Genomic DNA, 25704 nt, shown 5'->3' with positions numbered 1-25704 from the left:
AAGCATCAGGCCTGAATGCCACAGCGGGCATGACTAGATCTTGAAGCTGTCCACCAACTGCTTCAAACGGTTGGCCTGCTGGGAGAGCGCATCGCAATTTCGCAGGGTTTCGGTGAGGTTGGTCACGCCCTGCTGATTCAGCATGTTGATTTGACTGATATCCACATTCAGCGCCTCCACCACCGAAGTCTGCTCCTCGGTAGCGGCAGCAACGGATTGGTTCATGCCGTCGATCTCGCCGATTCGCTGGGTCACGATGGCCAGACGATCGCCGGCCTGGTTGGCCACCGTCATGCTTTGCTGACTGGAAGCCTGGCTGGTATTCATGGTCACCACCGCTTCGCGCGAACCCACCTGAAGCGCCGTGATCATCTTGTGAATCTCTTCTGCAGACTCCTGGGTGCGATGCGCCAGGTTTCGCACCTCATCGGCCACGACTGCAAAACCACGGCCCGCTTCACCGGCCCGCGCCGCCTCGATGGCAGCGTTCAAGGCCAACAGATTGGTTTGCTGGGATATACCCTTGATCACGTCGAGGATGTGGCCAATGTTGTCGGTGCCCGCGTTCAAGGTTTCAATCTGCTCGCACGACAGGCTGATTTTCTCGGATAACGTGCTTATTGCCTCAATGGTCCGCGTCATCACTTGGCGACCGTCGTCGGCCTGACCGCTGGCATCGCTGGCCTGACGCGACGCTTGCGCGGCGTTGCGTGCAATCTCTTGGGCGGCAGCACCCAGCTCGTTGATTGCAGCTGCAACGCTTTCGGTACGGGCGCTTTGCTCGTCGGAGCCTGCGATGGACTGGTTGGAAGAGTGCATGACCCGTTGGGCCAATGCATGCACTTCCCGGGTAGCCGACGACACCTCGCCGATGGAGGCATGGATGCGCTCGACGAACTGGTTGAACGAGGTACCGAGTTCACCGAATTCATCACGGCTTTCAACGACCAGGCGACGCGTCAGATCGCCTTCGCCCTGCGCGATGTCACGCATTGCCCGGCCCATGGTGACCAGTGGACGCATTAAGAATTTGATGAGCAAGGTCAGCAACAAGGCAATGGCGAGAACGGCAACGACCATGGCGATCACGGCCGACGTACGGAACTGGCGCAGTGGGGCGTGGGCTTTGTCCTTGTCGATCGACAGACCCACGTACCAATCCGCCGAAGGCAACCCTGTGACCGGCGTGAACGACAGCAGTCTCGCCTGACCATCGAGGGTGACCTCCTGCAGATTCTTCTCGATTCGCGGCGTGCTGCCGGGGTAGATGTCTTTCAGGTTTTTCATGACCTGATCCTTGTCCGGCGACACCAACACTTGACCGTCTGCGCTGACGAGAAACGCCTGGCCGATCCCGCCAAAATCCACCGAATTGATGATCTGCACCAATGTGTCGAGGCTCAAGTCGCCGCCGACTACGCCCATCAACTGACCTTGGCGTTTGACGGGCGCTGCCACCGTGACGACCAGGCCACCCACCGATGCCAGATAGGGCGGCGTCAGCATGACTTGATCCGCTGTCACTGCAGCTTTGTACCAGGGCCGCTGACGCGGATCGTACCCGTCAGGCATCTTGGTGTCGGGCCGCTGGATGAAGGTGCCGTCGGCCACACCCATGTAGGTGAATTGAAAGTTGGTCGTGATCACGGGCTGGTCCAGCAGGCCCGGGTAGTCCGCCTTATCGCCTTGATAGGCAATGTTCTGGCGCAGGTTTTCAATCACCAGCATCCGGCCGCTGAGCCAGTTCTTGACGCTGCTGGCGGTCAGCTCGCCCGACTGCTTGACCGATGCGCTGAGGTTCTGCTGGATGGCGCTGCGCTGCAGGTAGTCGTTGTAGAGCGTGAACAGTGCGAACGCCAGGATGACGATGCTGCACCCGGCGATCAGGATTTTATGGCTGAATTTCAAGTTCATGGACGCTAGAGGTTCCGGGGCATGAGGGGGCGAAAGCCAGGCGCCGTGCTGGGGATGCGGCAGCGCTGTCAGGCAGCAGGTCGGACTGGGGGCGAGCACCGGATGGCGGCCATCGAGTTGCGCCGATAACGGTGGTCTCAAGCGTTTCGGCTGCGGGCGCGCGAACATGAGAACTGATCGTGGTTTTCCGCCACATGGTCATCGGCCGAGGAGGGCGTGCCGCGCAGTGCCTGACACACCGCGGCGGCTCATTCGCGGGCAGAGCCCGCTCCCACAGAAAAAACTGACCCACCTGTGGGAAATCTCGCGCCAATTGTGGGAGCGGGCTCTGCCCGCGAAGGGCACACCGCGCAGTCCCTGATCCACCGCGGCGGCTCATTCGCGGGCAGAGCCCGCTCCCACAGGGGCTGCGGCATCCCGTAGGAGCGGTCATTGGCCGCGAAGGGTTCACCGCATGGTACCTGACACACCGCGGCGCTTGTTTCGCGGCCACGGACCGCTCCTACGAACGGGGTTGCGTTCAGTGCGGACCGGTCACTGCGGTCAACCCGCCGCGCAGATCGGCGCCGCTGGGCTTCTGGTAGACGCTCAACCCAAACTCGGGCAGCACGGCCAGCAGGTAATCGAAGATATCGCCCTGAATCCGTTCGTACTCCGCCCACGCCGTGGTGCGGGTGAAGCAGTAGATTTCCAGCGGCACGCCCTCGGCGGTGGCTTCCATCTGACGGACCATGCAGGTCATGTTCGGCTGGATGTCCGGGTGGGCGTTGAGATACGCCAGCGCGTAGGCGCGGAAAGTCCCCAGGTTGGTCATGCGCCGCTGGTTGGCCGACAGTTCCGCGACCTCGCCCTGCGCCGCGTTCCACGCCTTGAGTTCGGCCTGTTTGCTGCTGACGTAGCCGCTGAGCAGGCGAATCTGGGTCAGGCGCAACTGCTCCTGTTCGTCGAGAAAGCGTATGCCGCTGGCGTCGATGTGCAGGCTGCGCTTGATGCGCCGGCCGCCGGACTGCTGCATGCCGCGCCAGTTCTTGAACGACTCGCTCATCAGCCGCCAGGTGGGGATGGAGACGATGGTCTTGTCGAAATTCTGGATCTTCACGGTGTGCAGGGTGATGTCGACGACGTCGCCGTCGGCGCCCACCTGGGGCATCTCGATCCAGTCGCCGACGCGCAGCATGTCGTTGCTGGTCAACTGCACGCTGGCCACGAACGACAGCAGGGTGTCCTTGTAGACCAGCAGGATGACCGCCGACATGGCGCCCAGCCCGGACAGCAGCAACAGCGGCGAGCGGTCGATCAACGTGGCGACGATGATGATGGCACCAAAGATGTACAGGATCATCTTGGCCAGTTGCACGTAGCCCTTGATCGAGCGGGTGCGGGCGTGCTCGGTGCGCGCATAGATGTCGATCAGTGCATTGAGCAGGGCCCCCAGGGCCAGCACCAGGAACAGGATGGTGAAGCCCAGCGCGATGTTGCCGATCACGTGCTTGCTGTTGTCGCTCAGCACCGGGATCAAGCCCAGACTGAACTGCACCACCAGCGACGGCGTCATTTGCGCCAGGCGATGGAAGACCTTGTTGTGCAAAAAGTCGTTGAGCCAGTGCAGCGATGGCCGGCGACTGAGCAGCTTGACCGCGTGCAGGGTAAGGAAGCGCGCCAATCGGCCCAGGGCGAAGGCGGCGATCAGCAGCAGGAACAGCGACACACCGGCCTGCAGGACCGGCTGGTCGTCCAGGCCAGTGATGAAAGTGACGGTTTGGTGCCAGAGCGATTCGATGTTCATGGGGTGGCGTGCAGCTCCCGGATTGAAAAGGGGCGGGGATTAAAGCCCATCGAGTGGGGCAATCGCCACGCCTGGAAAGATTTGCACGCAATTTACCGACTTACGGGTAAAGAAATTCGGCTAATCGTGCGCAAACCGGTACCCTATGCAGTCGAATTTATGTACTCCGTCGAGGTAACACCCGTGTTTTCCCAATTCGCCCTGCATGAACGCCTGCTCAAAGCCGTCGCCGAGCTGAAATTTGTCGAGCCGACGCCGGTGCAGCTGGCCGCCATTCCCCTGGCATTGCAAGGGCGCGACCTGCGGGTGACGGCGCAAACCGGCAGCGGCAAGACTGCCGCATTCGTCCTGCCGATTCTGAACCGCCTGATGGGCCCGGCCAAGGTGCGCGTCGACATTCGCGTGGTGATCCTGTTGCCGACCCGCGAACTGGCCCAGCAAACCTTGAAGGAAGTGGAGCGCTTCAGCCAGTTCACTTTCATCAAGGCGGGCCTGATCACCGGCGGTGAAGACTTCAAGGTGCAGGCAGCCATGCTGCGCAAGGTACCGGATATCCTCATCGGCACCCCTGGCCGCCTGCTGGAACAGCTCAACGCCGGCAACCTGGACCTCAAGAAGGTCGAGGTGCTGGTGCTCGACGAAGCCGACCGCATGCTCGACATGGGCTTCTCCGAAGACGTGACGCGCCTGAGCGACGAGTGCGGCCAGCGTGAACAGACCCTGCTGTTCTCGGCCACCACCGGCGGTGCCGGGCTGCGCGACATGATCGGCAAGGTGTTGAAGGATCCCGAGCACCTGCTGATCAACAACGTCAGCCAACTGGCCGAGGGCACTCGCCAGCAGATCGTCACCGCCGACCACAACGTCCACAAAGAGCAGATCCTCAACTGGCTGCTGGCCAACGAGACGTACCAGAAGGCAATCGTCTTCACCAACACCCGGGCCATGGCCGACCGTATCTATGGGCGCCTCGTGGCGCAGGAATACAAGGCGTTCGTGCTGCACGGCGACAAGGACCAGAAGGACCGCAAGCTGGCCATCGATCGCCTCAAGCAGGGCGGCGTGAAAATCCTCGTGGCTACCGATGTGGCGGCCCGCGGCCTGGACGTCGACGGCCTGGACCTGGTGGTCAACTTCGACATGCCGCGCAGCGGCGATGACTACGTGCACCGCATCGGCCGGACTGGCCGCGCCGGCAACGAAGGCCTGGCGATCTCGCTGATCTGCCACGGTGACTGGAACTTGATGTCCAGCATCGAGCGCTACCTCAAGCAGACCTTCGAGCGCCGGGTGATCAAGGAAGTCAAAGGTACCTACGGCGGACCGAAGAAGGTCAAGGCGTCGGGCAAGGCGGTCGGCGTGAAGAAGAAAAAGACCGACAAGGACAAAAAGGGCGACAAGAAAAGCGTTGCCAAGGGCCCGACCAAGCGCAAGAGCGTCAACCGTCCCAAGGCCGATGCACCGGCGTTGGTAAGCCAGGACGGGCTGGCACCGCTCAAGCGTCGCAAGCCGGCTGTCAGCGAGTAAACTGCGCCAGGCAGGCTGGCTTCCCGGCGGAGGCCAGACCTGCCAAAACACCCCGCAAAGCTGTCTTCGCGCAACTCCCCCGCACCCACCCGGTCCCATACCTGGCAAGCCCTTTCACTCATGTGTTGGAGGTTCTTCCGGATGACCACTTACGACTGGCAGTTGATCGAACGGCTGTTGCACGAAGTGCAGAACGGCGCCAATCAGGATTTCACCCCGCACCGCTATGCCCAGGACCACGCCGATGCAGCCACCGCTCAGGGTGACACGCCTGCTGCTGTCGACCAGTTGCAAACCCAGGCCCGCGACTATGAGAAGCTGTTGCTGGAGCGCGGGTTCATCGAGCAGCGTCCTGACAGCGAAGGTGGCACGGGCCGCAATTTCCAGTTGACGATGCGTGGCTCCAGCCTGCTGAGCCTGCTCGACAGCAGCATCCCCGATAACGATCACGGGCTGGAAGTGCTCGACGAGCAGGACGATGCGCTGGACCCGGCCACCTTCGATGAGCTGGCCAGTAAGCCGCAGATTGTCTGAGCCTTTGGCATGGATTGAAACCGTGTTGCTCTCTTCGCGGCCGCTGACCGCTCCTACAAGGGCGGAATACGGTGTGCCGATGTAGGAGCGGTCCGCGGCCGCGAAGCAGGCGACATGGTGTGCCTGTGTGAGCGCAGCCATCCGCCGCGTAAGCCTTGTGGCGCGTGGCTTGTTACACTGGCGATTCCTCATTGCCTGAAGGCATCGTCATGTCGTGGTCAATTCGCCGATGAGCATCGAACGCCGTCAACCCGATGGATTCGCGCTCAAGGTCATGCTCGGGTTGTGCCTGATCTGGGGTATCCAGCAGGTCACCATAAAGTGGGCCGCGCCCGATATCGCTCCGGTGATGCAGGCGGCCATGCGCTCGGGCATTTCCGCGGTCCTGGTGGCCGCACTGATGTGCTGGCGCGGGGGCTGGGCGCACATGCCCTACACCTGGCGCGCCGGGTTGCTGGCCGGTTCGCTGTTCGGGCTGGAATTCTTGTTCATCGCCGAAGGCCTGAAGCTGACCTCGGCAGCGCACATGTCGGTCTTTCTCTACACCGCCCCGGTGTTCACGGCGCTTGGCTTGCACGCCCTGCTACCCGGAGAGCGCCTGCGGCCCCTGCAATGGCTGGGCATTGCCCTGGCGTTCAGCGGTATCGCCTTCGCTTTCGCCGGCGGAATTTCCTGGCAACATCTGGACCGACGCATGCTGCTGGGTGATGCACTGGGCGTGATGGCAGGCTTGTGCTGGGGCGCGACCACGGTGGTGGTGCGCACCTCGCGCCTCTCAGAAGCACCCGTGACGCTGACGCTGTTCTACCAGCTAATCGTCTGCGTGATCGGATTGTTGCTCATCGCCCTGGCCACGGGGCAGTTCACGCAGGTCAGTTTTACCCCGGTCGGCATCGCCAGCGTATTGTTCCAAGGGGTGGTGGTGTCTTTCGCCAGCTTCCTGATCTGGTTTTGGCTGCTGCGACGCTACCTGGCGTCCAATCTGGCCGTGTTCTCGTTCATGACCCCGCTGTTCGGCGTGACGTTCGGTGTGCTGCTGCTGGGCGAACCGCTGAGCGTGAATTTCATTCTGGGCGCGCTGTTCGTACTGCTGGGCATCACCTTGGTCAGCGCCGAGCAGTGGGTGCGCCGACGATTACGAACGTGGATAAGGTAATGAATTACTTGCCCGGCAGATGATCAATACGTAGGACTGCGACTTTTCGACACAAGTGCGTGAATGCATCCTACGTCGCTTAGCGCTATGATCGAACAGAAGCGACGGACCATGACCGTCGTTCGGGCTTTTCCCTGAAGGGGGGCGATATGAACGGTAACTTGTACAACTGGCTCCACGATCTGGCTGTCGCACTGGGGCTGGTGCCGCCGCCACCACAGCCTGTGCCTATCCCGGCCGACAACCACCGGCCTCGGCAGCGCCCTCGGCGCTGAGCCCTCCGGGCCCGTCGCGCGCCATGCAAAACGCCCCTTACGGGGCGTTTTTCGTTGCTGACAGCGCTCAAGCCGCCTGGGTATTGGCCCGGCTGGCGTCGACTTTCGCCAGGTAAGCATCCAGGCGAACCGCGGCCGCATCATCGACGAACAGCCCCAGCTTGCTGCGACGCCACAGCACGTCTTCGCTGCGGGTGGCCCATTCCTGCTCGTACAGGTAATCGACTTCGCGGCTGAACAGCCCCGTGCCCAATTCCTCGCCCAGATCGACTACCGACTGTGCACCTTCGATCAAACGCCAGCTGCGGCTGCCGTAGCTGACCGCCCAACGCTCGGCCAGGCCGTTTGGCAGCCAGGGAGCTTTCACCCGCATGTCCTGAGCCAGGGCCTGCGGCGTGCTCATGTCTTCGCCACCGGGCAAGGCACTGGTCGCCGTCCAGCTACCGCGCATCTGCGCGAAGAATGGCTTCAACTGTGCCATGGCCGACTCGGCCAGCTTGCGGTAAGTGGTCAACTTGCCACCGAACACCGAAAGGATCGGCGCCTCGCCCTGGCCGCCGCTGAGCGACAGGGTGTAGTCGCGGGTGATGGCCGATGGGTTGTCCGACTCGTCGTTGCACAGCGGGCGAACGCCCGAATAGGTGCGCACCACATCGCTGCGGCTGACCTGTTTCTTGAAGTGGGCGTTCACCACCTTGAGAATGTAGTCGGCCTCGGCGTCGGTGATCTCCACCTTGGACGGGTCGCCCGTGTATTCACGGTCGGTGGTGCCTAGGATGGTGAAGCGATCCAGGTACGGGATGGTGAAGACGATGCGCTGGTCTTCGTTCTGCAGGATGTGCGCCTGCTCGCCTTCGTACAGGCGTGGCACGATCAGGTGGCTGCCCTGGATCAGGCGGATGCCGTATGGGGATTGCAACTGCAGGTCGTCACGAATGAACTTCGCTACCCAGGGTCCGGCCGCATTGACCAGCGCGCGCGCCTTGAGGGTGAATGTGCTGCCGTCCTCGCGCTGCAGATTGACCTGCCACACACCGTCTAGACGCTTCGCGTCGACACAGCGGGTGCGGGTATGGATGTGTGCGCCTTTTTCCCGCGCTGCCATGGCGTTCAGTACCACCAGGCGAGCGTCGTCGACCCAGCAGTCGGAATATTCGAAACCGCGGGTGATTTCCGGCTTCAACGCACTGTCGGCGCCGAAGCGCAGGCTGCGCGAGCCAGGCAGCTTTTCTCGCTTGCCCAGGTTGTCGTAGAGGAACAGCCCGGCGCGGATCATCCAGGCAGGACGCAGATGGGGCCGGTGCGGCAGGACGAAACGCATGGGCTTGACGATGTGCGGAGCCTTGGCCAGCAACACTTCGCGTTCGGCCAATGCTTCGCGTACCAGGCGAAATTCGTGGTGTTCCAGATAACGCAGGCCGCCGTGGATCAGCTTGCTGCTGGCCGAAGAGGTGTGGCTGGCCAGGTCGTCCTTCTCGCAGAGAAACACGGAAAGCCCACGCCCGGCAGCGTCGGCGGCAATCCCTACGCCATTAATGCCACCACCGATCACGGCGACGTCGTAGATTTCAGCCAGCGGTTGGCGGGGCAAGGTCGAATGGGGCATGGCAGCCTCCTGCGTTTATCAAGGAGCGTTCGAATGAGTGCTTTGAATTCGAACATCAATGTTCAATTTCGAAAATACTAGCCCAATACGAAGGGCTTAGCCAGTCGAAGATGATTGAAATTGTTGATCGAAGGGGGTCAAAGCGAAGAAATACGAACATCAGAAGCGAAGCTGATGCGCCGTGGGCGTTGCCAGGTGGGGATTGTGGACGGGCAGGGCGGCTTGCGCCGCTGCCACAGGGTCAGACGATCTCGAGGCGGATCTTGTGTTGTTGCAGCAATTGCAGCAAGGCGGGCACGGGTGGCTGATCGGTGACCAGGCAGTCGATCAGGCTGATCGGGCCCAGGCGGACCATGGCATTGCGGCCGAACTTGCTCGAGTCGGCGGCCAGAATGACCTGGCGCGCATTGGCAATGATCGCCTGGCTGACGCGAACCTCCTGATAGTCGAAGTCCAGCAGGCTGCCGTCTTCGTCGATACCACTGATGCCGACCAGGGCGAAGTCGACCTTGAACTGGGTGATGAAGTCGATACTCGCCTGGCCCACCACGCCGCCGTCACGGCGTACGTTGCCGCCGGCCAGCAGCACGTCGAAGTCGTCCTTGCCGCTGAGGATCGAGGCCACGTGCAGGTTGTTGGTGATGATCTTCAGGTGGCTGTGGTTGAGCAGGGCGCGGGCGATGGATTCGGTGGTGGTGCCGATATTGATGAACAGCGAGGCGTGGTCGGGGATCTGGGCGGCAATCGCCTCGGCGATGCGCTGTTTCTCGTCGCGCATCTGGTCGGCACGCATGGCGTAGGCCGTGTTTTCGATGCTCGAATCATAGGCGGCGCCACCGTGATAGCGACGCAGCAGGTTGACCTCGGCCAGCTGGTTGATGTCACGCCGGATGGTTTGCGGCGTCACGACGAACAGTTGGGCCATTTCCTCGATGCTGACATAGCCGCGTTCGCGTACCAGTTCGAGGATCTGCTGTTGGCGGGGAGGCAGGTTCATGGGGCTTCCTTTGGCTGCCATGCAAAAGCATGCATGATGCCGCAGGAACGGGCCCCATCGCCAGAAGTGATTCCATGGACCGCACTTGCGCAGGCCGGAACTGGCCGGTCTGCGCGTTCACTCGGTCACTGCTCTTCGTGCGGTTCCCAGTCACGGGTGCGTTCAACGGCCTTTTTCCAGCCTGCGTAGAGTTTTTCCTTGCCGGTTTCGTCGAGCAGAGGCTCGAAGGTACGCTCGATCACGGCCTTGCCGCGCAACTCATCCAGGCTGCCCCAGAAGCCGCACGCCAGGCCCGCCAGGTAGGCGGCACCCAAGGCCGTGGTTTCGCGCATCTGCGGACGCTCCACCGGAGTGCCGAGAATGTCGGCCTGGAACTGCATGAGGAAATTGTTGGCCACCGCGCCGCCGTCCACGCGCAAGGCGCTCAGGCGCTCGCCGGAGTCCTGTTGCATGGCGTCGAGCACGTCGCGGGTCTGGTAGGCAATCGACTCAAGCGCCGCGCGAATGATGTGGTCGACGCGTACGCCGCGGGTCAGGCCGAACAGTGCGCCACGGGCATAGGGGTCCCAGTAGGGCGCGCCCAGGCCGGTGAACGCCGGGACCAGGTAGACACCGTTGGTGTTCTTCACCTTGCTGGCGAAATATTCGGTGTCGTAGGCGTCGTTGACGATTTTCAGTTCGTCGCGCAGCCACTGCACGGTCGAGCCGCCGTTGAACACGGCGCCTTCCAGGGCATAGGCCACCTCGCCACGCGGGCCGCAGCCGATGGTGGTGAGCATCCCGTGCTGCGACGTCACGGCCTTCTTGCCGGTGTTCATCAGCAGGAAGCAGCCGGTGCCATAGGTGTTCTTGGCCTGGCCAGGCTCGACGCACATCTGGCCGAACAAGGCGGCCTGCTGGTCGCCGGCGATCCCGGCAATGGCGATGCCGCTCTTGGTATGGCCGTAGATTTCCGACGACGACTTGACCTCTGGAAGCATCTCGCGCGGGATGTCCAGGGTCTGCAGCATCTTCTCGTCCCACTCCAGGGTGTGGATGTTGAAGAGCATGGTGCGCGAGGCGTTGGTGTAGTCGGTGACGTGCACCTTGCCGCCGGTGAATTTCCAGATCAGCCAGCTATCGACGGTGCCGAACAGCAGCTCGCCGTTGCGTGCGCGCTCGCGGCTGCCTTCGACGTTGTCGAGGATCCATTTCAGCTTGGTGCCGGAAAAGTACGGGTCGACCACCAGGCCGGTGGTCTGCTTGATGTAGTCTTCCAGGCCGTCGCGCTTGAGCTGCTGGCAGATCTCGGTGCTGCGTCGGCACTGCCAGACCACGGCATTGTAGATCGGGCGACCGCTGTTCTTGTCCCACACCACGGTGGTTTCACGCTGGTTGGTGATGCCGATGGCCGCAACCTGGGCGTGGCTCAGCCCGGCCTGGGCCAAGGCCTCGACCATGGTCGCGCTCTGGGTGGCGAAGATTTCCATCGGGTCGTGCTCGACCCATCCGGCCTGCGGATAGTGCTGGACGAATTCGCGCTGCGAGGTGCCGACGACATTGGCGTCGCGGTCGAAAATGATCGCCCGGGAGCTGGTGGTACCTTGGTCCAGGGCAATGATGTAGTTCTTGTTGTCGGTATCGGTCATGTCGATGGCCTTGCGCAAGTGTGCAATAAATGCGGAATGTGGTGTTTGTGCAGGCTCAGGAGGCCTGCACCTTCGATGCGGACGCTTCGGCCGACTCGTTGTTCGAGTTTGGCAAATGGCGTGCGATCAGTACCCGGTAGGCGCCAGCGCCCAGGCAGGCACCTACGATCGGCGCCACGATGGGAACGATGAAATAGGGAATCGTGCGGCCACCGGTGAAGGCTATTTCACCCCAGCCGGCGATGAACGTCATCAGCTTTGGACCGAAATCCCTGGCCGGGTTCATGGCAAAGCCGGTCAGCGGCCCCATGGCGCTGCCGATCACGGCGATCAGCAAGCCGACCAGCAGCGGCGCCATGGCCCCGCGCGGAAGACCGTTGTGCTCGTCGCCCAGGGCCATGATCACCGCCATCAGGATGGCGGTGATGACCATCTCGACCAAAAAGGCCTGACCGATGGACAGCGCCGCATGGGGGTAGGTGGAGAAGATGCTCGCCGTTTCGAGGCTCGCTTGCGTGCCCCTGACGATGCCGTGGGTTTGTTCGTAATCGAAGAACAGGCTGCTGTAGAGGGTATAGACCAGTGCTGCGGAACAGAACGCGCCTGCCACCTGAGCCAGAATATAGACGGGCAGCTTGCGTTTCTCGAAGCCGCCGAACAGGCACAGAGCGATGCTGACCGCCGGGTTCAGATGGGCACCGGACACGCCGGCCGTCAGGTAGATCGCCATGCTCACGCCGACGCCCCAGATGATGCTGATTTCCCACAGGCCGAGGCTGGCACCGGCGACCTTGAGCGCCGCGACGCAGCCGGTACCGAAGAAGATAAGCAGCGCGGTGCCGAGAAACTCGGCAGTGCACTGGCCCGACAAGGTCGGTTGTTGCTGTGCGGTCATCGTGTATTACCCCAATTGTTTTTTTTGTCTGACGCCGTTTTCGGCGCCTGGAATCTGTCGTCGTACGATCCCCATCGCACGTCGCAGTACAGCCTTCGAGCACATTGTACTATCGTGCCTATCTTCACAAACGAAAAAATATAGACAAGAAACGCCGCTGTCAAAGGTCGAAAGCGAACGAGTTCGTTCATTGCCTGCAAACTTTTCCGCGCATTTCCGGCAAAGCCACGGTTGGCGTGGCTTGCCCGCCTGTGTCCTAATGCCGGGCATGTTTTTTATTTGTCTGGAGTCCCTGCATGACCCCCGCCCTGGACCTCTTGAAGAAACACCGCGCCGAGCATCGAGTGCATGCCTATGAACATGATCCCAAGGCAGCTTCCTATGGACTCGAAGCGGTGGAAAAGCTCGGTCTGACCGCCGCGCGGGTGTTCAAGACACTGCTGGCGGCCACCGAAAGAAGCGAGCTGCTGGTGGCAGTGGTGCCGGTGACCGGCACCCTGGATCTCAAGGCGCTCGCGCATGCGGCCGGCGTGAAGAAATGCGAGATGGCAGATCCGCAGGCTGCGCAGCGGGCCACGGGGTATCTGCTGGGCGGGATCAGCCCGCTGGGGCAGAAGAAGCGCTTGCGGACCTTCATCGACCAAACCGCTGAGGCATTGCCCAGCATGTTCGTCAGCGCCGGCAGGCGCGGGCTGGAAGTCGAGCTGGCGCCGCAGCTGCTGGCCGAGCACACCCAGGGTCGCTTCGCCGATATCGGCCGCCCCTGATGCACCAAGGAAATTACTCATCGACTCGACGAGTCGAACGCCGATAGCCAGACGGCTTGGCCGCCACCCCTTTCCGCAACAGCGAGGATTGCCATGCAACTGGATTTCCATCAGGTCGATGCGTTTACCCAACAGCCTTTTGCTGGCAACCCGGCAATGGTCTACCGCCTCGACAGCTGGCTGGCCGACGAGCTGATGCAGAAGATCGCCGCCGAGCACAACCTGGCGGAGACCGCGTTTTTGGTTCGCGAAGCGCAGGGCTGGCACATCCGCTGGTTCACCCCGCGCACCGAGGTGCCCTTGTGTGGCCACGCCACCCTGGCCAGCGCCTACGTGCTGTTTCATGTCTATGGGGAGACAGCGTCGAGCCTGTCATTCGCCAGCCGCTCGGGCAACCTTACCGTCAGCCGCGAGGGCGACCGGCTGTGGCTGGACTTCCCGGCGATGATGCCCGAGGAGCAGTTGGGCCTGACCCTGGAGGTCGAGCGTGCCTTGGGTTGCGAAGCGGTCGACGTAATGGCGGCGGCGTCGCTGTTCGTCCTGCTGGAGTCGGAGCAGGCGGTACGCCAGTGTCGCCCGAACATGGCGGCCCTGGCACGCTTGCCCTGGCCCGGGGTGATCATTACCGCCCGGGGCGACCATCAGGACTTCGTTTCGCGCTACTTCGCACCTGCCATCGGCATCGACGAGGACGCGGTCACCGGCTCCACCCATTGCAGCCTCATCCCGTACTGGTCGAGGCGTCTGGTCAAGACCAGCCTCACTGCCTACCAGTGCTCGGCGCGGGGTGGCGATCTGTTTTGCCGGATGGAAGGCGAACGAGTCAAGATCGGCGGCTACGCCACGTTGATCAGCAGCGGCCGGCTACTGCTCGGTGCCCAGCCCTGATTGCGCCGAAGCCAGTGTGCCGGCCTGATCGTCGAGCAGCGCCATGAAGGCCCGCGCCGCATTCGACAGGGTCCGTTCGGTGTGCAGGATATAACCCAACTGGCGGCTCAGCTGCACACCGGGTAGCTGGAAGCGCGCCACTTGCTCGTCGAGCATGGTGCGCGGCAGCACACTCCACGCCAGGCCGATCGACACCATCATCTTGATGGTTTCCAGGTAGTTGGTGCTCATGGCGATGTTCGGGCTCAGGCCTTGCGCCTCGAACAGGCGGCTGACGATGTGGTGGGTGAAAGTATTGCCGCCCGGAAACACCGCCGGATGTTCGGCGATATCGCTCAGCTTCACCACCGCCTGCAGGGCCAGCGGATGTTCCGGGGCGGCGACGAAATCCAGCGGGTCATGCCACACCGGTACCGAGCGCACCAGGTGATGGGGCTCGGGCGCCAGGGTGATCACCGCCAGCTCCGCACGTCCGTGCAGGATCTCCTCATAGGCCACTTCCGAATCGAGAAACTGGATGTCCAGGGCGACCTTGGGGTACATCCGCGTGTAGGTGCGCAGCAGCGAGGGCAATCGGTGCAGACCGATGTGGTGGCTGGTGGCGAGGGTCAGGCGGCCCGTCACGTCGCCGCTCAGGTTGGTCAGGGCGCGGCGGGTGTCTTCCAGCACATCGAGAATCTGGTAGGCGCGTGGCAGCAGGGCCCGGCCGGCCTCGGTCAGATTGACTTCGCGGCCCAGGCGATCGAACAAACGCACGCCCAGCTGCAATTCCAACCCGGCGATGCGTTTGCTGATCGCCGGCTGGGTCAGGTGCAGCCGATCCCCGGCCCTGGAAAAACTGCCCACTTCGGCGATGGCTATAAAGGCATTGAGACTGGCCAGGTCCATGCGCGAATTCCTTTTGGTTATCCAAAGTATGAAAATTATGAATTTGAGTTATTCAAGATAACCTCATAGCATCACCCCTACAAGCCAAGCGGTTATAGGCATAGAAAAGACAGCAAGACTGATGAGGAAACGTCTGATGGCCGGCAAAACGCTCTACGACAAGCTCTGGGATTCGCATTTGGTCAAGCAGCGCGACGATGGCTCGGCGCTGATCTACATCGACCGTCACATCATCCACGAAGTGACTTCGCCCCAGGCGTTCGAAGGCTTGCGCCTGGCCGGCCGCAAACCGTGGCGCATCGACGCCAACATCGCCACGCCCGACCACAACGTGCCGACTACCCCGGAACGCAAGGGCGGCATCGGCGCGATCGCCGACCAGGTGTCGCGTCTGCAGGTGCAGACCCTGGACGACAACTGCGACGAGTACGGCATCACCGAATTCAAGATGAACGACGTACGCCAGGGCATCGTCCATGTCATCGGCCCGGAGCAGGGCGCGACCTTGCCCGGCATGACCGTGGTCTGCGGCGATTCGCATACCTCGACCCACGGTGCCTTCGGTGCCCTGGCCCATGGCATCGGTACCTCGGAGGTCGAGCACGTGCTCGCCACGCAGTGCCTGGTGGCCAAGAAAATGAAGAACATGCAGGTGTTGGTCGAAGGTACCTTGCCGTTTGGCGTGACCGCCAAGGACATCGTGCTGGCCGTGATCGGCAAGATCGGCACCGCCGGCGGCAATGGCCATGCCATCGAGTTTGCCGGCAGCGCCATTCGCGACCTGTCGGTGGAAGGCCGCATGACCATCTGCAACATGTCCATCGAGGCCGGCGCCCGCGTGGGCCTGGTGGCTGCCGATGAAAAGACCGTCGCCTACGTCAAGGGTCGGCCGTTCGCGCCCAGCGGCGCCGATTGGGACAAGGCGGTGGAGTCGTGGAAAGGGCTGGTGTCCGACGCCGATGCCCACTTCGACACCGTGGTGCGCCTGGATGCCGCGCAGATCAAGCCGCAGGTCAGCTGGGGGACCTCGCCGGAAATGGTCCTGGCCGTTGACCAGAACGTGCCGGACCCGGCGCGCGAGTCGGATCTGGTCAAGCGCGGTTCCATCGAGCGCGCGCTGAAATACATGGGCCTGACCGCCAATCAGGCGATCACCGACATTCAGCTCGACCGCGTGTTCATCGGCTCGTGCACCAATTCACGCATCGAAGACTTGCGCGCCGCCGCAGTGATCGCCAAGGGCCGCAAGGTGGCCTCGACCATCAAGCAGGCCATCGTCGTGCCAGGCTCGGGCCTGGTCAAGGCGCAAGCGGAGCGCGAAGGCCTGGACAAGATTTTCCTCGAGGCGGGCTTCGAATGGCGTGAGCCGGGCTGCTCCATGTGCCTGGCGATGAACCCGGACCGGCTGGAGTCGGGCGAGCACTGCGCATCGACCTCCAACCGCAACTTCGAAGGCCGCCAGGGCGCCGGTGGGCGTACCCATCTGGTCAGCCCGGCCATGGCCGCCGCCGCCGCCGTCGTCGGTCGTTTCGTCGACGTTCGTGAATTGATCCAGGGGGACGCAGCATGAAAGCCTTCACTCGACACACCGGCCTGGTCGCTCCGTTGGATCGTGCCAACGTCGACACCGACCAGATCATTCCCAAGCAGTTCTTGAAGTCGATCAAGCGCACCGGCTTTGGCCCGAACCTGTTCGACGAATGGCGCTACCTGGATGTCGGTCAGCCTTACCAGGACAATTCCAAGCGCCCGTTGAACAAGGATTTCGTCCTCAATCACGAGCGCTACCAAGGTGCCAGCGTGCTGCTGGCGCGGGAGAACTTCGGTTGCGGTTCCAGCCGCGAGCATGCGCCGTGGGCATTGGATGAGTATGGCTTTCGCGCCGTGATCGCGCCGAGCTATGCAGATATCTTCTTCAACAACAGCTTCAAGAACGGCTTGCTGCCGATCATCCTCAGTGATGAGCAAGTCGATGAGTTGTTCCAGGAAGTCGAGGCCGCGCCGGGTTACCAGTTGACCGTGGACCTGGCGACCCAGAGCGTGACCAGCCCGAGCGGCAAGGTCTACAGCTTCGAGATCGACGAGTTTCGCAAGCACTGCCTGTTGAATGGGTTGGACGATATCGGCTTGACCTTGCAGGACGGTGAGGCGATTGCGACGTTCGAGGCCAAGCATCGGGCCAGCCAGCCTTGGTTGTTTCGTGATTGATTGATGTAGGCAGGTTTGGCCTCTTCGCGGGCAGAGCCCGCTCCCACATGGGCGGCGAGTCCTCTACGCGCGAAGAGGCCCGCAAGGCCACCGAAAACCCAGGCACAAGGAAGCCCAGCCCATGACCCAGCACACCCAAGTCGTGCAGAAACAGTTCGGTGAACAGGCTTCGGCCTATCTGAGCAGCACCGTTCACGCCCAGGGCGCGGAATTTGCGCTGCTTCAGGCGGAGCTGGCGGGCCAGTCCCAGGCTCGGCTGTTGGACCTGGGGTGTGGCGCCGGCCACGTCAGTTTTCATTGCGCGCCACTGGTCAAACAGGTGGTGGCCTATGATCTGTCGCAACAGATGCTCGACGTGGTCGCCAGCGCTGCCAGCGAGCGGGGGCTGGGCAATGTCAGCACCCAACTCGGCCCGGCCGAGCGGCTGCCGTTCGCCGACGCCGCCTTCAACTATGTGTTCAGCCGCTATTCGGCGCATCACTGGAGCGACCTCGGCCTGGCCCTGCGCGAAGTGCGCCGTGTGCTCAAACCCGGTGGCATGGCCTGCTTCATCGACGTGATGTCGCCGGGCAGCCCGCTGCTCGATACCCATCTGCAAAGTGTCGAAGTGCTGCGCGACACCAGCCATGTGCGCGACTACAGTGCCGGCGAATGGCTGAGCCAGGTCAATGAAGCGGGTCTGCAGGTACGCGGGCACACTCGCCAGCGCCTGCGCCTTGAATACGCCTCGTGGGTCGAGCGCATGCGCACGCCCGAGGTCATGCGCGCGGCCATCCGCGCCTTGCAGCAAGCCGTGGGCGCCGAGGTGCGCGAGTATTACCAGATCGACGACAATGGCTCGTTCAGTACCGACGTGCTGGTGTTGTGGGCCCAGCGTTGAGCATTTATTCACGGCCCGCCCGAGGGCATGCCGTATTACCGGAATTAACGAGGAACGCATGAGCAAGCAGATTCTGATTCTCCCAGGCGACGGCATCGGCCCGGAAATCATGGCCGAAGCGGTCAAGGTGCTGGAACTGGCCAACGCCAAGTTCCAGCTGGGCTTCGAACTGGCCCACGACGTGATCGGCGGCGCTGCCATCGACAAGCATGGCGTGCCGCTGGCCGACGAGACCCTGGCACGTGCCCGTACCGCCGACGCGGTGCTGCTGGGCGCGGTGGGCGGGCCGAAATGGGACAAGATCGAGCGCGATATTCGCCCGGAACGCGGTCTGCTGAAGATTCGCTCGCAGTTGGGCCTGTTCGCCAACCTGCGTCCTGCCATTCTCTACCCGCAACTGGCCGATGCTTCCAGCCTGAAGCCGGAAATCGTTGCCGGGTTGGACATCCTCATCGTCCGTGAGCTGACCGGCGGCATCTACTTCGGCGCGCCGCGTGGTGTGCGCGAGCTGGAAGGCGGCGAGCGCCAGGCCTACGACACCCTGCCGTACAGCGAGAGCGAAATCCGCCGCATCGTGCGCGTCGGCTTTGACATGGCCCAGGTGCGCGGCAAGAAGCTGTGCTCGGTGGACAAGGCCAACGTATTGGCTTCCAGCCAGCTGTGGCGCGAAGTTGCCGAGGAGATCGGCAAGGATTATCCCGATGTCGAGCTGAGCCACATGTACGTCGACAACGCCGCGATGCAGTTGGTGCGCGCGCCGAAACAGTTCGACGTGATGGTCACCGACAACCTGTTCGGCGACATTCTTTCCGATGAGGCGTCGATGCTTACCGGCTCCATCGGCATGTTGCCTTCGGCCTCGCTGGACGCCCACAACAAGGGCATGTACGAGCCCTGCCACGGTTCGGCGCCGGACATCGCCGGGCAAGGCATCGCCAACCCGCTGGCGACCATTCTGTCGGTGTCGATGATGCTGCGTTACAGCTTCAACCAGCACGATGCTGCCGCTGCCATCGAGCAGGCGGTCAGCCTGGTGCTGGATCAGGGCTTGCGCACCGGCGACATCTGGTCTGAGGGCACCACACGGGTCGGTACGCAGGAAATGGGCGATGCAGTAGTCGCCGCGCTGCGGAATCTGTAATCTCTTGGGCCCGCTGCGACTTTCCATCGACAGCAGCGGCCCACTTTTCAAGAAGGTGTAGTTGCGATGAAACGTGTAGGTCTGATCGGTTGGCGCGGTATGGTCGGTTCCGTGCTTATGCAGCGGATGCTGGAAGAGCAGGACTTCGATCTGATCGAGCCGGTGTTTTTCACCACTTCCAATGTCGGCGGCCAGGGCCCGGCGGTCGGCAAGGACATTGCCCCGCTCAAGGATGCCTACAGCATTGAAGAGCTGAAGACACTCGACGTGATTCTGACCTGCCAGGGTGGCGACTACACCAGCGAGGTATTCCCCAAGCTGCGCGAGGCCGGCTGGCAGGGTTACTGGATCGACGCGGCTTCCAGCCTGCGCATGCAGGATGACGCGGTGATCGTGCTCGACCCGGTCAACCGCCGGGTGATCGACCAGCAACTGGATGCCGGCACCAAGAACTACATCGGTGGCAACTGCACCGTGAGTCTGATGCTGATGGGCCTGGGCGGGCTGTTCGAGGCCGGGCTGGTGGAGTGGATGAGTGCCATGACCTACCAGGCGGCTTCGGGCGCCGGCGCACAGAACATGCGCGAGCTGATCAGGCAGATGGGCAGCACCCATGCCTCGGTTGCCGATGACCTGGCCAACCCGGCCAGCGCCATTCTCGACATCGATCGCAAGGTCGCCGAAGCCATGCGTGGCGAGGGTTACCCGACCGAGAACTTCGGTGTGCCACTGGCTGGCAGCCTGATTCCCTACATCGACAAGGAACTGCCGAATGGGCAGAGCCGTGAAGAGTGGAAAGCCCAGGCCGAGACGAACAAGATTCTGGGACGGTTCAAGAGCCCGATCCCGGTGGATGGTATCTGTGTGCGTATCGGTGCGATGCGCTGCCACAGCCAGGCGTTGACCATCAAGTTGAACAAGGACGTGCCGATGGCGGACATCGAAGGGCTGATCAGCCAGCACAACCCATGGGTCAAGCTGGTGCAGAACAGCCGCGAAGCGAGCATGCAGGAACTCACGCCTACACAGGTTACCGGCACGCTGAACATCCCGGTCGGGCGCCTGCGCAAGTTGAACATGGGCTCGCAGTACCTGGGCGCGTTCACCGTCGGCGACCAACTGCTGTGGGGCGCCGCCGAGCCGCTGCGTCGCATGCTGCGGATCCTGCTGGAGCGCTGATTCCTCCAGCGTGACCGCATCCACCGCCGACGCGGCTTGCGCCGCTGCTACAGGGGGTTAGATCTCTGTAGCAGCGGCGCGAGCCGCGTCCGGATCCAACGCGTTCGTCCAGGATTACCGCATCCACCGCCGACGCGGCTTGCGCCGCTGCTACGGGGGGTTGGATCTCTGTAGCAGCGGCGCGAGCCGCGTCCGGGTCCAACGCGTTCGTCCAGGATTACCGCATCCACCGCCGACGCGGCTTGCGCCGCTGCTACAGGGGGTTGGATCTCTGTAGCAGCGGCGCGAGCCGCGTCCGGATCCAACGCGTTCTTTCAGGAATGCCGCACCCACCGCCGACGCGGCTTGCGCCGCTGCTACGGGGGTTGTGGTGGGGTGGTGTGCTTATTGGGCTGGGAAGGTTTCCAGCGCATGCTGCAGGCTGGCTTTCGACAATTCGCCGAGATGGCTGCCGAGCAGCTTTCCTTCGCTGCTGTAGAACAGCGTGGTCGGCAGCGCGACCGAACCCAGCGCGCGGCCCAGTTCGCCTTGGCTGTCGAATAGCACCTGAGTCAAATCCAGCCCCGTCGTCCCGGCGAAGCTCGCCACGATCTGCGCGGTTTCGCCATGGTTCACGAACAGAAAACGCACCTCGGGGTGAAGTTTCTGCATTTCCAGCAGCACAGGCATTTCTCGTCTGCAGGGTGGGCACCAGCTTGCCCAGAGGTTGATTACCATAGGTTTGCCATCGTAGCTGCGCAGCGCTACGGGTTGGCCTGTGGCGGTGTGCAAGGTGACCTCGGGCAACTGCGAGTGCCGCGCCTGCTGATACCCGTGGCTGCCGACGCTGGCGAGCGTCCAGAACAACAGGCCGCTGGCCAGGCTCCAGCCCAGCGTGCGGCGCATTGAAGGGCGCCGCCAGGCACACACCAACGCCACCAGAGCACTCACCAGCAAGCCCGGCCACAGCAGGAAACCGCCATCGCGGATGTCTGGAATCTGCCAGAGATCCTGCCGATACTGCGCCCAATAGCGCAGCACGAAAGCCCCGCGCGCGACCACCAGGCACAGCAGGAACAGGCGAAATATCAGCGCTTCTGGATTGCTGCCAAACCCCTTGCGCGCCAGCTGCCAGCCCACGAGGCTGGCCAAGCCCAGCGCCAGCAATATCAGCAGGTGATGCAGGGAAAGGGCGAAAGGCCCTACGGCAAGGCTCAACATGACAACAGATCCTGATGAAGTGATCCGACAAGTATGGCTGCATCAAGGTTAACCGATGGTTAACCAGCTCCAGACCATTGTCACTGTGTGCACTCGATATCTCCCTGTAGGAGCGGTCCGTGGCCGCGAAAGGGCGGCACGGTATATCAGACAGACCGCAGCGCCAGCTTCGCGGCCGATGGCCGCTCCTACAGGGGGGCGCTGTTCAGCGCATTGTAGGAGCGGTCCGTGGCCGCGAAGGGCCAGTGCAGTTCGCACAGATGCACCGCGGTGCGTTTTTCGCGGCCAATGACCGCTCCTACCCTGTATCAGGGGCATAATGTTGTGTTAATCACGGCCCGTCACTGTGCGGCCTTTATTCTTCGAGCGCTGTCATGCACGTATTGCTTTGCGAAGACGACGACCTGATCGCCAGCGGCATCGTCGCCGGGCTCAATGCCCAGGGGCTGAACGTCGACCGGGTGGCCACCGCCTCGGCCGCGCAGGCCATGCTGCAGGCAGCCAGCTTCGATGTGCTGGTGCTGGATCTGGGTCTGCCCGACGAAGACGGTATCAAACTGCTCCACCGCCTGCGCCAGCGTGGGGTGGCTCTGCCGGTGCTGGTATTGACCGCCCGCGACAGCGTCAGCGACCGGGTCGCCGGGTTGCAGGCAGGCGCCGACGACTACCTGCTCAAACCCTTCGACCTGCGCGAACTGTGCGCGCGGCTGCACACCCTGCAGCGCCGCGTGGCTGGCCGCACCTTGAACATGATCGAACATGGCCCGCTGCAGCATGATCCCAGCACCCGGCAGACCTGGCTGGCCGGCCAGGCCATCGACCTGTCCCGCCGCGAACAGGCGCTGCTGTACGCCCTGCTGCAGAACCGCGGCCGCGTCCTCTCCGGCGAACAGCTCAAGGACAGCGTCTACGGCTTCAGTGACGAAGTGGAAAGCAATGCATTGAACGTGCACATTCACCACCTGCGCCGAAAGCTGGGTAACGGCATCGTCGAAACCGTCCGCGGGCTGGGCTACCGCCTGGGCCCGGCCCACACCGAACCAAAAGAGGCCCCATGAGCCTGCGTCTGCGTTTGAGCCTGATCCTCGGCGCGGCCTTCGTGGTCATCTGGGCACTCGCCGCCACCTGGATGTTCCGCGATCTGCGCAGCCAGATGATGTTCTCTCTGGACCAGCGTCTGGTGGCCTCGGCACGCATGGTCGCCGGCATGGTAGACCGTTTGCCGCAACCGCTTGCGGCACAGGGCGAAGGCACCCGCTTCAGTGCCGACCAATGGAGCATTCCTGATGGCATCGCCTGCCAGATCAGCTCGTTGCGCGGCGAAATCCTTGCCCGCAGCCACAGCAATGCCGACCAGGTGCTGGACGATCAGCGCACCGGTTTTCACGATCAGGCCATCGATGGCGAGCACTGGCGCAGTTTTACCCTGGCCCGTGACGATGTGCGAATCACCACCGCCGACCGCGAACTGGAACGCGAAGCCTTGAACCGTTCGGTCATGCTGGCTGCCTCCGCGCCGGTGCTCATGGCCCTGCTCGGCAGCATCGCGATGCTCTGGCTGGGTATCGGCAAGGGCCTGGCGCCTCTCAACCGGATGTGCGAGGCGCTGCGCAAGCGCGATGTCGATGCCCTCGACCCGCTGGTGCTGAAGTCGCTGCCCAGCGAACTGCAGCCGTTGCTGGACACCCAGAACCAGCTGTTTCTGCGCATCGGTCGCACCCTCGAGCGCGAGCGACAACTGACAGGCGATGCGGCGCATGAGTTGCGCAGCCCGCTGACCGCGATCAAGACCCACTTGCAGGTGGCCCGCATGACCACCGGCCTTGCCCATGAGCAGGCTCTGGCGCACGCCGAGGAAGGCGCCGACCGGCTGCAGCGCACGCTCGAGCAGTTGCTGCTGCTGGCGCGAGTCGAGGGCAGTCTGTCGTTCGACGATGGCGCACCGTGCAGTGCCGAACATGTGGCGCGCCTGGCCATCGGCGATGCCAGTCAGACGGATCGTTGGCGGGTCGAGTTGCACATGCCGCCGCAGTTGCCGTCGATTGCGTTGGGCATGCCGTCGACCCTCGCGGTACAGGCGCTGCGCAACCTGATCGACAACGCCCTGCGGCACAGCCCCGACCGGGCGCCGGTGTGGCTGACGCTGGCCACCGAGCCTGGCTGGGTCTGCTTCACGGTGCGCGACTTCGGCCCTGGCATCGGTGCCGAAGACCTGCAACACCTTACCCAGCGTTTCTGGCGCAGCCGCGCCAGTGCCGGTTGCGGGCTGGGCCTGGCGATCGTTCAGGCCATCGCCCAGCGTTGCGGATGTAGCCTGGACTTCGACAGTGGCGAAGACGGCCTGCGCGCCATCTTCAGGATTCCGGTCCGGCCGGTGTGAGCGGCAGTGGCTCAGCGCGCCGAGAGCGCACTGGCCAGTTGCTGCGGGTCATTGAAGGTCTTGATGTCCACCACTACGCCATCCTTGAGTTCCAGCCACTGCACGGTTTCCCGATCACCGTTGTAGCGCGGCGCCACCCGGCCTTCTTCGTCCAGCAGGATGCGGTAGTTGAGTTTCTTCATGCCCGGGATGGCGATCCACTTGGCCACCGAAGGCATGTGCTCGATATCCGCGATGTAGGCCGCATGCCGTGATTCGAGAAAGTCCTTGGGCCGCTTCTCCATGGCAGTCCCCATCAACTGGGCGGCGTCCATGCTGCGTGCGACGATGATCAACTGGGTCTGGTCGCTGAGCGAGTAGGGTTGTTCGAATTGGTCGAGCAGGGTCCAGGGGCCCAGGCGTTCACCGATCTCCGTGGCCTGGGCAGTAAGGGACAGGAAGCTGAGAAGTAATGCGCAGCAGTATTTCATTGCGGCAAGGTCCTGGGACAGTGGGGTTTACATTAGAGCGGATCGGCCACGTGGGTACAAAGGTTTAGCGGCACCGTGGGCGACTTTTTCCGTGCTGGTCGATCGGGCAAGGTGTTGCCTGCTCGCCGCGCCGTGGCACAATTGCGCATGTCCAGACCCCAATGCCCGCGCTGCCATCGCCCCCTTGCACAGTGCCTGTGCGCCCTGATCCCGAACCTGCCCAGCCATACGCGGGTGCTGATCCTGCAGCACCCCAGCGAGGTCGATCACGCCCTCAACACCGCGCGCCTGGCTGCGTTGGGCCTGCAGCAGTGCGAAATCAGAGTCGGCGAAATCTTCGAAGACCTGCCCCAGTGGCTGGCCCAGCCGGGATATCAGCCCTGCCTGCTGTTTCCCGGGGAACACAGCGAAGCATTGAGCGCCTACGAGCCCGCCGCCCAGCCCAGGCTACTGGTGGTACCGGATGGTACCTGGCGCAAGGCACGCAAACTGCTGCACCTCAATCCACCACTGGCCGCCTTGCCCAGGGTTCAGTTGGCAACCGCCGAGCCTTCGCGCTATCGCTTGCGCAAGGCACCCGGCCCCGGCGCATTATCGACCCTCGAAGCCATCACCCAGGCGCTGGAAGTACTCGAATCACCGGCATCCTTTCAGGCTTTGCTCAAGCCCTTCGACGCGCTCATCGAAGGTCAGATCGCTGCCATGGGCGAAGAGGTCTATCGGCGCAACCATCAGCGCCATTGATGGATCGGCCAGCCGGCCTGTTCGGCATGCTCGCGCAGCACCGGGTCGGGGTTGACCGCATGAGGCGACGGTACTTCCAGCAACAGCGGCAGGTCGTTGCGTGAGTCCGAATAGAAGCTTGCGCCTTGCAGGGTTTCACCCTCGTCGTGCATCCATTCGCGCAGGCGCTTGATCTTGCCCTCGCGGTAGGTCAGTACGCCCACCGTATTGCCACTGTAGGTGCCGTGCTTGAGCTCGAGCTCGATGGCCAGCACATCGTCGACGCCCAGCCGCGCCGCGATGGGCCCGACCAGGTGAATGCCCGAGGCGGAAATGATCAGGATGCGGTCACCGGCCGCGCGGTGGGCGGCGATGGTGCGGGTGGCGTCGCTGAAAATGATCGGCTCGATGAAATCTTCCACCCACGGCTCGACCAGGTGTTCGACCTCTTCCGGCGTGCGCCCGAGCATCGGCTCCAGGCTGAACGCCATGTAGTCTTCCATGGCCAGCCGACCGTCGTTGTAGGCCTGCATCAGCTCGTGGTCGCGGCGCATGAAGGACTCGGGATCGACCCAGCCGAGGCGACCCATCTGTTCGCTCCAGAGCGAAGCACAGTCGCCGTGGATCAGGGTTTCGTCGAGATCGAAAATCGCCAGAGCCAT

The 25704-nt window shown here is 62.9% G+C and carries 24 protein-coding genes; 14 read left to right on the top strand and 10 right to left on the bottom strand.

Going from position 1 to position 25704, the window contains the following annotated elements; all coding sequences use genetic code 11:
* Positions 1-33 precede the first annotated feature (33 nt).
* Positions 34-1914: a methyl-accepting chemotaxis protein gene (locus IFT76_RS04860; protein ID WP_192057543.1), complete on the bottom strand. Its 1881-nt coding sequence runs from the start codon at positions 1912-1914 to the stop codon at positions 34-36.
* A gap of 520 nt (positions 1915-2434) precedes the next feature.
* Positions 2435-3700, bottom strand: coding sequence for a mechanosensitive ion channel family protein (locus IFT76_RS04855; RefSeq protein WP_192049748.1), 1266 nt, complete (start codon positions 3698-3700; stop codon positions 2435-2437).
* Positions 3701-3883: 183 nt separating this feature from the next.
* Here IFT76_RS04855 and IFT76_RS04850 point away from each other — a divergent pair, with 183 nt between their 5' ends.
* From IFT76_RS04850 to IFT76_RS20920, 4 genes are all read left to right on the top strand, one after another.
* A complete protein-coding gene (locus IFT76_RS04850; protein ID WP_163007604.1) occupies positions 3884-5227 on the top strand; it encodes a DEAD/DEAH box helicase in 1344 nt (447 codons plus the stop codon).
* Positions 5228-5368: 141 nt separating this feature from the next.
* Positions 5369-5761, top strand: a complete 393-nt coding sequence (locus IFT76_RS04845) for a transcriptional regulator (RefSeq protein WP_185793888.1) — start codon at positions 5369-5371, stop codon at positions 5759-5761.
* Positions 5762-5990: 229 nt separating this feature from the next.
* A complete protein-coding gene (locus IFT76_RS04840; RefSeq protein ID WP_122479219.1) occupies positions 5991-6917 on the top strand; it encodes a DMT family transporter in 927 nt (308 codons plus the stop codon).
* 149 nt (positions 6918-7066) lie between these two features.
* Complete coding sequence (locus IFT76_RS20920; protein ID WP_286916280.1) at positions 7067-7192, top strand: PA1414 family protein; 126 nt, start codon at positions 7067-7069, stop codon at positions 7190-7192.
* Between the two features lie 67 nt (positions 7193-7259).
* Here IFT76_RS20920 and glpD read toward each other — a convergent pair whose 3' ends face one another.
* The 4 genes from glpD to IFT76_RS04820 form a co-directional block, all read right to left on the bottom strand.
* Entirely contained in the window at positions 7260-8798 is a 1539-nt protein-coding gene (gene glpD, locus IFT76_RS04835) for a glycerol-3-phosphate dehydrogenase (RefSeq protein ID WP_192057542.1), read from the bottom strand.
* A 241-nt stretch (positions 8799-9039) separates the two neighbouring features.
* Positions 9040-9795: a DeoR/GlpR family transcriptional regulator gene (locus IFT76_RS04830; protein ID WP_043187404.1), complete on the bottom strand. Its 756-nt coding sequence runs from the start codon at positions 9793-9795 to the stop codon at positions 9040-9042.
* A 125-nt stretch (positions 9796-9920) separates the two neighbouring features.
* Positions 9921-11423: a glycerol kinase GlpK gene (gene glpK, locus IFT76_RS04825; protein ID WP_122479712.1), complete on the bottom strand. Its 1503-nt coding sequence runs from the start codon at positions 11421-11423 to the stop codon at positions 9921-9923.
* 55 nt (positions 11424-11478) lie between these two features.
* Positions 11479-12318, bottom strand: coding sequence for an MIP/aquaporin family protein (locus tag IFT76_RS04820; RefSeq protein WP_192057541.1), 840 nt, complete (start codon positions 12316-12318; stop codon positions 11479-11481).
* Between the two features lie 296 nt (positions 12319-12614).
* Between IFT76_RS04820 and ybaK the strand changes: the two genes are divergently transcribed.
* Both ybaK and IFT76_RS04810 read left to right on the top strand, forming a co-directional pair.
* Positions 12615-13085 (top strand): Cys-tRNA(Pro) deacylase, encoded by a 471-nt coding sequence (gene ybaK, locus IFT76_RS04815; protein WP_122479216.1) that lies wholly within the window; start codon positions 12615-12617, stop codon positions 13083-13085.
* A 93-nt stretch (positions 13086-13178) separates the two neighbouring features.
* Positions 13179-13973: a PhzF family phenazine biosynthesis protein gene (locus IFT76_RS04810; RefSeq protein ID WP_122479215.1), complete on the top strand. Its 795-nt coding sequence runs from the start codon at positions 13179-13181 to the stop codon at positions 13971-13973.
* Here IFT76_RS04810 and IFT76_RS04805 read toward each other — a convergent pair.
* Positions 13950-14861: a LysR family transcriptional regulator gene (locus tag IFT76_RS04805; RefSeq protein WP_185793883.1), complete on the bottom strand. Its 912-nt coding sequence runs from the start codon at positions 14859-14861 to the stop codon at positions 13950-13952. The two genes, IFT76_RS04810 and IFT76_RS04805, sit on opposite strands and share 24 nt — an antisense overlap.
* 136 nt (positions 14862-14997) lie before the next feature.
* Between IFT76_RS04805 and leuC the strand changes: the two genes are divergently transcribed.
* The 5 genes from leuC (at position 14998) to asd (ending at position 20269) form a co-directional block, all read left to right on the top strand.
* Positions 14998-16431: a 3-isopropylmalate dehydratase large subunit gene (leuC, locus tag IFT76_RS04800; protein ID WP_192053873.1), complete on the top strand. Its 1434-nt coding sequence runs from the start codon at positions 14998-15000 to the stop codon at positions 16429-16431.
* Positions 16428-17069: a 3-isopropylmalate dehydratase small subunit gene (gene leuD, locus IFT76_RS04795; RefSeq protein WP_122479212.1), complete on the top strand. Its 642-nt coding sequence runs from the start codon at positions 16428-16430 to the stop codon at positions 17067-17069. Before leuC ends, leuD begins: the two co-directional genes overlap by 4 nt.
* A gap of 121 nt (positions 17070-17190) precedes the next feature.
* Entirely contained in the window at positions 17191-17949 is a 759-nt protein-coding gene (locus IFT76_RS04790; RefSeq protein WP_192057540.1) for a class I SAM-dependent methyltransferase, read from the top strand.
* Positions 17950-18007: 58 nt separating this feature from the next.
* Positions 18008-19090, top strand: a complete 1083-nt coding sequence (leuB, locus tag IFT76_RS04785) for a 3-isopropylmalate dehydrogenase (protein ID WP_192057539.1) — start codon at positions 18008-18010, stop codon at positions 19088-19090.
* Between the two features lie 66 nt (positions 19091-19156).
* Positions 19157-20269 (top strand): aspartate-semialdehyde dehydrogenase, encoded by a 1113-nt coding sequence (gene asd, locus IFT76_RS04780; protein ID WP_122479209.1) that lies wholly within the window; start codon positions 19157-19159, stop codon positions 20267-20269.
* 384 nt (positions 20270-20653) lie between these two features.
* Here asd and IFT76_RS04775 read toward each other — a convergent pair whose 3' ends face one another.
* Complete coding sequence (locus IFT76_RS04775; protein ID WP_192057538.1) at positions 20654-21469, bottom strand: TlpA disulfide reductase family protein; 816 nt, start codon at positions 21467-21469, stop codon at positions 20654-20656.
* 374 nt (positions 21470-21843) lie between these two features.
* On the opposite strand from IFT76_RS04775, the gene IFT76_RS04770 reads away from it, so the two are divergent.
* Complete coding sequence (locus tag IFT76_RS04770; protein ID WP_122479207.1) at positions 21844-22527, top strand: response regulator; 684 nt, start codon at positions 21844-21846, stop codon at positions 22525-22527.
* Complete coding sequence (locus tag IFT76_RS04765; RefSeq protein WP_185793879.1) at positions 22524-23849, top strand: ATP-binding protein; 1326 nt, start codon at positions 22524-22526, stop codon at positions 23847-23849. The genes IFT76_RS04770 and IFT76_RS04765 overlap by 4 nt, the downstream gene beginning before the upstream one ends.
* Before the next feature lie 11 nt (positions 23850-23860).
* Here IFT76_RS04765 and IFT76_RS04760 read toward each other — a convergent pair whose 3' ends face one another.
* On the bottom strand, positions 23861-24319 hold the full coding sequence (locus IFT76_RS04760) for an FAD/FMN-containing dehydrogenase (RefSeq protein WP_192057537.1): 459 nt from the start codon (positions 24317-24319) through the stop codon (positions 23861-23863).
* 147 nt (positions 24320-24466) lie between these two features.
* On the opposite strand from IFT76_RS04760, the gene IFT76_RS04755 reads away from it, so the two are divergent.
* The gene (locus IFT76_RS04755; protein WP_192057536.1) at positions 24467-25063 is read left to right on the top strand and encodes a tRNA-uridine aminocarboxypropyltransferase; all 597 of its coding nucleotides are present in this window, start codon (positions 24467-24469) and stop codon (positions 25061-25063) included.
* On the opposite strand, the gene IFT76_RS04750 is transcribed toward IFT76_RS04755, so the two are convergent.
* A complete protein-coding gene (locus IFT76_RS04750; protein ID WP_192057535.1) occupies positions 25051-25704 on the bottom strand; it encodes an HAD family hydrolase in 654 nt (217 codons plus the stop codon). The two genes, IFT76_RS04755 and IFT76_RS04750, sit on opposite strands and share 13 nt — an antisense overlap.

The organism is Pseudomonas sp. CFBP 13727 (assembly GCF_014841915.1).
In the GTDB taxonomy this organism is placed as follows: domain Bacteria; phylum Pseudomonadota; class Gammaproteobacteria; order Pseudomonadales; family Pseudomonadaceae; genus Aquipseudomonas; species Aquipseudomonas baltica.
This window is presented reverse-complemented; position numbering and strand designations above follow the sequence as displayed.